Here is a 6,635-nt window from a genome sequence, read left to right as displayed (position 1 = left end):
ACCACCGCCAGCGGCAGCAACCGTCCCGCGGTCTGCTGCAGGGCGCTGTCGAAGGCCTCGTCCATCTCCTCGCGCAGGATGACCCCCGCCGCCGTCATTGCCAGCAGCCAGAGCACCGCGAGCCCTACCGAGAGCCGCAGGGCCAGGTCGCGGCGCAGGCTGCGCGGGGTCATGGCCGGCCCAGCCGGTAGCCGAGCCCGCGCAGCGTCTGCACCGCGTCGCGGCCCAGCTTCTTGCGCAGCCGGCTGACATAGACCTCGATCGTGTTGCTTTCGACCTCGGCGTCGAAGGAATAGAGCCGCTCCTCCATCTGCGCCTTCGACACGATGCTGCCCGGCCGCTGCAGCAGCGCCTCGAAGATCGCCCATTCGCGCTGGCTAAGGTCGATCTGCCCCTCCGGCCCGTGGATCGCCCGCGAGGCGAGGTCGATGCGCAGCGCGCCTAGGCTGACCAGCGGGTTGGGATTGCCGGCATAGCGCCGCGCCACCGCCCCGATCCGGGCCGAAAGCTCCGCCAGGTCGAAGGGCTTCACCAGATAATCGTCGGCCCCAGCGTTCAGCCCGTCGATCCGGTCGGTGATCCGGTCGCGCGCCGTCAGGATGATCACCGGCGTGGCGGCCCCGCGCGCCCGAAGCCGGCGCAGGAAGTCGAGCCCGCGCCCGTCGGGCAGCATCAGGTCGAGCAGGATCAGGTCATAGGCGATGGTGTCGCAACAGGCCCCGGCGTCGGCCAGCGTCTCGGCCCAGTCGGGGGTATGGCCCTCGGCGGCGATCTGGTCGCGCACCGCGGGCCCGAGCCCGGCGTCATCCTCCACCAGCAAGATCCGCATGCCGCTTTCCCCTCGCGCCGCCCTCCCCCGACATGCGGCCGGGATAGGCGGCGCGTCAAGCACGGGGTGCGGGCGCCGGGTCCGGGTGCGGGCTCAGGCGGCCACCAGATGCCCCCCGCCCAGATCGACCAAGTTGACCCGCTGCGGCCCCTGCCCGACGCCATGGATCGGGCTCGGGATCTCGCCCGACAGCCTCACCCCCGCCGGGCGGACGAAGGCCGGGTCGGGCACCGGCACCGCGTCGATCAGGCGGCGGGTGTAGGGGTGCTGCGGATTGCCGAAGACCTGCTCGCGGGTGCCGGTCTCGACAATCTGGCCCAGATACATCACCGCCACCCGGTCGGCGATGTTCTCCACCACCGCCATGTCATGGCTGATGAACAGGTAGGCCACGCCGAACTCGCGCTTAAGCGAGGCCAGAAGCTCCAGCACCCGCGCCTGCACCGAGACGTCGAGCGCCGAGACGCTTTCGTCGCAGATGATCAGCTTGGGGTTCAGCGCCAGCGCCCGGGCGATGCAGATCCGCTGACGCTGGCCGCCGGAGAACTCGTGCGGGTAGCGGTCGAGCGCCTCGCGCGGCAGGCCGACGCGGGCGAAGAGATCCTCGGCCCGGGCGCGGCGCTCCGCCGGGGTGCCGATGCCGTGGATCAAGAGCGGCTCGGCCACCAGATCGCCGACGGTCATGCGCGGATCGAGCGCCGCCATCGGGTCCTGGAACACCATCTGCACGTCGCGGCAGATCGCGCGGCGGCTGGCGCTGTCGAGACCGGAGAGAGCGCGGCCCGCCACCTCCAGATGGCCCTCATGCGGCGCGAGGCCGACCAGCGCCTTGGCGATGGTGGACTTGCCGCAGCCGGATTCGCCCACCAGAGCGAAGGTCTCGCCGGGGCGGATCTCGAAGCTGACATGCTCGACGGCATGGACGCGGTGGGTGGTGCGGCCGAGAAGACCGCCGTGGATATCGAAGCCGACCGACACGTCGAGCAGCCGCGCCACCGGCGCCGCACGGACGGAAGCGGCGGTCTCGCGCGGCTCACCCTTGCCCATGCGCGGCACGGCGGCGAGGAGGGCGCGGGTATAGTCGGCGGCGGGATCGGTGAAGATGCGGGCGACGGGGCCCTCCTCGACCATGCGGCCACCGTTCATCACGATGACCCGGTCGGCCATCTCGGCCACCACACCCATGTCATGGGTGATGAGCACGATCGCCGTCCCGGTCTCGCGCTGCAGGTCGCGCAGGAGGTCCAACACCTCGCGCTGCACGGTCACGTCGAGCGCGGTGGTCGGCTCGTCGGCGATCAGCACGTCGGGCTTCAGCGCCAGCGCCATGGCGATCATCACCCGCTGGCGCATGCCGCCGGAAAGCTCGTGCGGATATTGCGTCAGCCGCCGCTCGGGTTGCGAGATGCGCACCGAGGTCAGCGCGGCGAGCGCCTTGGCCTGCGCCGCGCGGCGCGACAGCGGCTCATGCGCGCGAAGCGCCTCGACGAGCTGGGCGCCGATGGTCATCACCGGGTTCAGCGAGGTCATCGGCTCCTGGAAGATCATGGCGATGCGGTCGCCGCGGATGGCGCGCATCCGCGCCTCGGGCAGCGCCAGAAGGTCCGTGCCGTCGAGGAGAACCCGCCCCGCCGAGGCGCGCACGGCGGGCGGCGGCAGGAGGCCCATGATGGCGAGCGAGGTGATCGACTTGCCCGAGCCGCTCTCGCCGGCGATGGCCAGCGTCTCGCCGCGCCGCAGGGTGAAGGAGAGCCCCTCCACCAGCGGGCGCTCGACCCCGCCGGCGCGGACGGAAACGGTCAGCCCCTCGACAGAGAGCACGGGGGCGGCGGCCGCCCCCGTTTCTGGTGCGATCCCGCTCATTCGAAGACGCAGCGCGGGAAGTAGAAGCTGACGACCCAGTTCGGCATGTCGACGATCTCGGAGATCCGGAGGTCGCCGCAGGTCGAGACCAGCATGTAGGCCTCCACCGCCGCCATGCCGCGCGTCGCGCAGAGATGGTCGACCATGTTGGCCACCGCCTCGCGCGCCGCCTGCATCAGGTCGGGGCCGATGCCGGTTGTCACCTCGTAGCCCTTGGCGTCGAGATGCCGTGTCACCGGGCCGGAGGTCTGGAAGCGCGGGGTCTTGAGGTTCGCGCCCTTCACCAGATCCAGCGTCAGCACCACATCCATCGGGCTTTCGATGGCGGTGCCGCAGACCTCGCCATCGCCCTGCGCCGCATGGGTGTCGCCCACGCTGAACAGGGCCCCCGCCACCTCGACCGGCAGCCAGAGCGTGCTGCCGGCCGAAAGGTCACGGATGTCGAGATTGCCGCCGACCCGGCGCGGCGGCACGACCGAGTGCAGCCCCGGCTCGGCCAGCGCGTTGCCGATGGTGCCGGTGAAGGGTTTCAGCGGCACCCGGCCTTCCTTCGACCAGAGCGCGGGCGCCATGCTGGAGGGATCGAAGCTCCAGTTGATCAGCGCCGCCTCGGTGAACTGGTCGGCGAGCAGGCCGAAGCCCGGGATGTTCGCCGTCCAGCCCCAGCCCTTGCCGCCCTGCGCCTGCGGCGCGAAGCTTTCCAGCGTCACCTTCACCGCATCGCCCGGCTCGGCGCCTTCAATGTAGATCGGACCCGAGACCGGGTTGATCTTGCCGAAGTCGAGGGCTGCCACGTCGGCGACGGTCGACTGCGGGCCAAGCTGGCCCGCAGAGGAATCGTGGCAGTGGAACAGGATCGTCGATCCCGGCTCCACCCGCTCGGCAGGCGTCAGGCTGTTGTCCCAGCCGAAGTGGTGCTGCGCGCCGTGGATGGTGTAGTTGCAGGCCTTGCACATGGGATCACTCGGTCACGTAGACGTAGTCGTAGTTCACCGGGATCGACACCGGATCGACATAGAGCGCATCCGCCCCGCCCATCCGCGCCGATTTCATGGTGTAGCGCTGCTCGTTGAACACCGGCACCCAGGGCGCCTGCTCCATCACGCCCATGTAGACATCGGACCAGAGCTTCATGCGGTCCGCCACCCTGGCCGGATCGGCAATGCTGTCGGCCTCGACGGCCTTGGCATCGAGCGCCGCGTCGCAGAACTTCGACCAGTTCCAGCCGCCTTCCTCGGCGCCCGAGCAGCCGAGGATCGGGCCGTAGAAGTTGGAGGGATCGGGGAAGTCGGCGATCCAGGCCATGCCGCCGGACCAGATCATCGGCGCGGTGCCCGCGCCGCCCGCCTCGATGACGTTGGCCTGGGCGAGGCTCTGGATCGAGGCCTTGATGCCGATGGCCGCCAGATCCTGCTGGATCGCCTGGGCGATGCGCGGGTTCGGGTCGGTGTTCATCACGAAAAGCTCGGTCTCGAAGCCCTCGGCGACGCCCGCCTCGGCCAAGAGCGCCTTGGCGCCTTCGACGTCATAGGCGTAGCCCTCGTAGCCTTCGGTATAGCCCGGCATCGACGGCGGCAGCGGCTGGGTCGCGGGCTTGGCGCGGCCATTGATGATCTGGGTGATCCGCTCCTTGTTGATCGCCATGTTGACGGCCTTGCGGACCTCGAGCTTGTCGAAGGGCGGCTGGGTCACGTTCAGCGTGATGTAGCCGGTGTGGAGCTGCCCGCCCTCGATCACCCGCGCGGATTGCTCGGGGTCGGCCATCACCTCCTGGAACTTCGCCGGGGGGATGCCGTCGCCGGGCACGTCGACCTCGCCCTGCTGCAGGCGCAAGAGCGCGACGATCGGCTCCTGACCGACCTCGAAGACCACGCTGTCGAGATAGGGGACACCGTCGCGCCAGTAGTCGGCGTTCTTCTCGAAGACCAGCCGCTGGCCGATGGTCCATTCGCCAAGCTTATAGGCCCCGGTGCCGACCGGCAGCTTGCCGAAATCGGCGCCGGCTTCCTCGACGGCTTCCTTCGGCACGATGGAGGCGAAGTTCAGCGCCATGACATGCAGGAAGGTCGCGTCGGGCCGCGACAGGGTAATGTCCACCGTCAGCGGGCCGGTCACCTTCACGCCGGCAAGCTCGGTCGCGCCGCCGGTGGCCATGGCGTCATAGCCCGCGATGGAGCCGAAGAAGCCTGCGCCGGGCGATTGGGTCGCCGGGTTGGTCACGCGGTCGAGCGAGTATTTCACATCTTCCGCGGTCATCTCGCGGCCATTGTGGAACGTGACGCCGGGGCGCAGGGTGAAGCTGTAGGTCAACCCGTCCTCGGAAAGCGTGTAGCTTTCCGCCAGACCCGGGCGCAGCTCGGTGGTGCCGGGGACATAGTCCATCAGCCCGTCGAACAGCGACTTGATCATCGACCAGTTCTGCCAGTCATAGCCGATCGCCGGATCGAGCGTCGCCACATCGTCCTTGTAGGTGACGGTGATCGAGCCCCCCGCCTTGGCGTTCGGATCGGGCTGATACTCCTGCGCCAGCGCCGGGGTGGCGAGGCAGAGGGCGAGGGCCGTGCTGGTGAGCCAGTGCTTCATGTAGTCCTCCTGTTGGATCGCCCTTTGCGGGCTTCTGGTTGAACGGGTGCGCTCAGCGAAGGCGGATGCGCGGGTCGATGAAGGGGGCCACCAGATCGGCGATCAGGTTGCCGATGACGATGGCGGTGGCGGAAACGAGGGTGACGCCCATGATGATCGGGATGTCGACGCGCTGGATCGCCTGCCAGGCCAGCTGGCCGATGCCGGGCCAGCCGAAGACGCTCTCCACCACGACGATGCCGCCCATGAACACGCCGATGTCGATGCCGATCATGGCGATGATCGGCAGGATGGCGTTGGGCAAAGCGTGGCGCAGGATGACGCGGCCGCGGGTCAAACCCTTGGCGCGGGCGGTGCGGATGTAATCGGCGCGCAGCACCTCGACCATGGAGGAGCGCATCATCCGGCCGTACCAGCCCGAGCCGAGGATGCCGAGCGTCATCGCCGGCAGCACCAGATGCGCCGCCGTGCCGTAGCCGCCGATCGGGAACCAGCCGAGCTTCACCGCGAAGACGTAGAGGAGCAGCAGCCCGACCACGAATTGCGGGGCGGAGACGGCGACGAAGCTGCCGACCATCAGCCCCTGGTCCAGCGCCCGCCCCCGCCAAAGCGCCGCGATGACGCCGAGCGTGAGGCCGATGACCAGCTCGCAGAGGATGCCGCCCGCCATGAGCAGCAGCGAGGCCGGCAGGCGCGACCAGATCAGCGTCGCGACCTCGGTCTTCTGCAGGTAGCTGCGGCCCATGTCGCCCTGCACCAGCCCGGCGAGGTAGCGACCGTATTGCACGAGGAAGGGCTGGTCGAGCCCGAGCTGCGCGCGGATGTTGGCCACGGTCTGAGGCGTGGCCGAGCGTCCGGCGATCTGGCGCACCGGATCGGCGGGCAGGACGTAGAGCAGGAAGAAGGTGATCAGCGAGACCCCGAGCAGGATCAGCACCGACTGGATCAGCCTGCGGGCAAGATAGACCGGCATCACTCGCGTCCCCGCTGGGTCGGGTCGAGCACGTCGCGCAGCGCGTCTCCGACGAGGTTGAAGGCCAGCGCCAGCAGGAGGATCGCGGCGCCGGGGATGAAGACCAGCCAGGGCGCGGCCTGGAAATAGGTCTGGTTCTCGAAGATGATGTTGCCCCAGCTCGGCGTCGGCGGCTGCACGCCCACGCCGAGATAGCTCAGCGTCGCCTCGAGAAGCACGGTGGTCGAGATGCCGAGCGTGCCCCAGACGATGATCGTCGGCACCAGATGCGGCAAGATGTGGCGGAACAGGATGCGCCCCGTCCCCGCGCCCAGCGTGCGCTCGGCGGCGATGAACTCGCGTTCGGCGAGGGCGGTGGTCTCGGTATAGATCACCCGCGCCGTCTGC

At 69.3% G+C, this 6,635-nt stretch carries 6 protein-coding genes; all 6 read right to left on the bottom strand.

All coding sequences use genetic code 11. From position 1 onward, the window contains the following. Positions 1-169 precede the first annotated feature (169 nt). On the bottom strand, positions 170-829 hold the full coding sequence (locus tag C5F48_RS20865) for a response regulator (RefSeq protein WP_107665702.1): 660 nt from the start codon (positions 827-829) through the stop codon (positions 170-172). A 93-nt stretch (positions 830-922) separates the two neighbouring features. Then, positions 923-2,692: an ABC transporter ATP-binding protein gene (locus C5F48_RS20860; protein WP_107665701.1), complete on the bottom strand. Its 1,770-nt coding sequence runs from the start codon at positions 2,690-2,692 to the stop codon at positions 923-925. Continuing rightward, the gene (locus C5F48_RS20855) at positions 2,689-3,648 is read right to left on the bottom strand and encodes an acetamidase/formamidase family protein (protein WP_107665700.1); all 960 of its coding nucleotides are present in this window, start codon (positions 3,646-3,648) and stop codon (positions 2,689-2,691) included. Before C5F48_RS20855 ends, C5F48_RS20860 begins: the two co-directional genes overlap by 4 nt. Before the next feature lie 4 nt (positions 3,649-3,652). Next, positions 3,653-5,275: an ABC transporter substrate-binding protein gene (locus C5F48_RS20850; RefSeq protein ID WP_107665699.1), complete on the bottom strand. Its 1,623-nt coding sequence runs from the start codon at positions 5,273-5,275 to the stop codon at positions 3,653-3,655. 52 nt (positions 5,276-5,327) lie between these two features. Then, positions 5,328-6,248, bottom strand: a complete 921-nt coding sequence (locus C5F48_RS20845; RefSeq protein ID WP_107665698.1) for an ABC transporter permease — start codon at positions 6,246-6,248, stop codon at positions 5,328-5,330. Continuing rightward, a partial coding sequence (locus C5F48_RS20840) for an ABC transporter permease (protein WP_146170680.1) occupies positions 6,248-6,635 on the bottom strand: 388 nt, incomplete at its 5' end. The genes C5F48_RS20840 and C5F48_RS20845, both read right to left, overlap by 1 nt.

It is taken from the genome of Cereibacter changlensis JA139 (assembly GCF_003034985.1).
Taxonomy (GTDB): Bacteria; Pseudomonadota; Alphaproteobacteria; order Rhodobacterales; family Rhodobacteraceae; genus Cereibacter; species Cereibacter changlensis.
Note: the sequence above shows the minus strand (reverse complement) of the source record. Positions and strands in the feature narration are given on the sequence as shown.

Bases quoted from the DNA above. Each gene is read 5' to 3' on its own strand.
- C5F48_RS20850 (WP_107665699.1), bottom strand. From the start codon at position 5,275: ATGAAGCACTGGCTCACCAGCACGGCCCTCGCCCTCTGCCTCGCCACC.
- C5F48_RS20845 (WP_107665698.1), bottom strand. From the start codon at position 6,248: ATGCCGGTCTATCTTGCCCGCAGGCTGATCCAGTCGGTGCTGATCCTG.
- C5F48_RS20865 (WP_107665702.1), bottom strand. From the start codon at position 829: ATGCGGATCTTGCTGGTGGAGGATGACGCCGGGCTCGGGCCCGCGGTG.
- C5F48_RS20860 (WP_107665701.1), bottom strand. From the start codon at position 2,692: ATGAGCGGGATCGCACCAGAAACGGGGGCGGCCGCCGCCCCCGTGCTC.
- C5F48_RS20855 (WP_107665700.1), bottom strand. From the start codon at position 3,648: ATGTGCAAGGCCTGCAACTACACCATCCACGGCGCGCAGCACCACTTC.